Source organism: Bartonella sp. AA1HLJMS (genome assembly GCF_042197445.1).
GTDB lineage: Bacteria > Pseudomonadota > Alphaproteobacteria > Rhizobiales > Rhizobiaceae > Bartonella.
This window is the reverse complement of record NZ_JBHIRW010000164.1, coordinates 1-1,568: the sequence shown is the minus strand read 5'-3', so window position 1 is coordinate 1,568 and position 1,568 is coordinate 1. Positions and strand designations below refer to the sequence as shown.

Annotated in this window: 1 protein-coding gene; it reads right to left on the bottom strand. The window is 36.1% G+C overall.

What is annotated here, in order from left to right; genetic code table 11:
• On the bottom strand, positions 1-1,568 hold a 1,568-nt coding region (locus ACFIQE_RS10260), incomplete at both ends, for a type ISP restriction/modification enzyme (RefSeq protein WP_375707686.1).

Sequence of the window (1,568 nt, the reverse complement as noted above, 5' to 3'; positions counted from 1 at the left end):
TCATAATTCACGTGCAAATGACCCAGTTCACGCCCTGCTGTTACGAACTTCCAAAAATCATCAGCACTCTTTACACAAGGAATGCGAGGTAATTCTTTACATAAATTATGCGCATAACGAGCACGGTAATCTTCTGAATGAAGTAGACCGTAAACATAATAGAATAGATCATCTTTTGTTATGGTTTCATTAGGATAAGCGGCTTTAAAATGTGCTAATCCTTCATCAGTAATGGCATCACGGCGTTGTAAACCAGCTGTTTTGTTTTCCTCTATAGAATTTGTAAATAAATGGGATTGTTTCTCACTTTTACTTTTTGAAACCGTAGTATCTTCGTAAATATAGCGTGGAAAACATTGACCTTTTTCTATTGAATCTAAATTAGGCAAAGCTTTAGTCATCAATACAGAAAAGTCTTTCTTTGCTCCTATACCTGTAATTTGTATCACCTTATTATCAACCGCTTGTCTTATCGGGAATATACGCGGCATTTGATAAACTGCTTCATTAAAGACGCTATTGTAATAAAGCCATTGTTGTGTAAAAGGACGGTATAGGCTTTGAATAAGGCATTTATCTTCAAATTCGGAAAATTTACCTCTTAATAATTCTCTCTTAAGAGTACTGCTCCAACTAATCTTTCTTACATCGGAATTGACGAAATCATTCACGACTTTTGCACGTGCTGTACGATCAGCATGTGAATAGGTATTATTTAAACGTTTTACCTCATTATTATAGAAGGCAGTCATGTTATTCATATTTTTCTTTACAGATTCACGGCTTGAGTTATACGTCCAAGCATCACGATTGGTTGAAACACCAAGAGAATAAGTTTCAAAGAGCTTTTTATCATGCCCCTTTTTGACACCCATAGCTAAGAATGTTTTGAAACTGTCATCACGTTGATCAAGCCAATCACTGTACTTATCTGGTGTAATTATTTGCCAACCTTGTTTGCTCCGTGTAATACCATCAATGCTTCCAAGGGATTCAATTATCGTAAGCTTTTTTTCTCTTGTGAGGTAATCGCCAATATCACGAAAATATATCTTACCATGCTGTTGTGCATTTGTATTTTTTACGAGAATAGAAATCGCTATAGGGGCACGAGATCCTTCACCAAAAATGCCACCACTTTCCTTTTTACGTTGTTCTCCAGAAGTCCGTGCATTCCCCCGTAAATGGAAAATATAAAGGCTGCTAAATTCTTCAACGAGGCATTTGCGTAAACCATCCATAGAATGTCCAGTAATAAAACCGGCATTTGTGACAAAGCCGATTACCCCAGCATTATCAATACGGTCACTAGCCCAGCGGATAGCGCGGATATAACTATCATATAACTTTTGCGTACTAGTTGCTTTCGATTTAGCTATATAAGTCTCACGAATACGATCATCTAATATGGGATAAGATATATTGGGATTATTATCGTTTTCATTCTTTTGTCCTACCGAATAAGGAGGGTTACCAAAGATAACTTTAATATCCAGTTTTTTTTGATGCTCTAAATATTCACTGTTTTCCTCTAGTAAACCTTTCATCAAATCTTGTTTTTCAAGCAT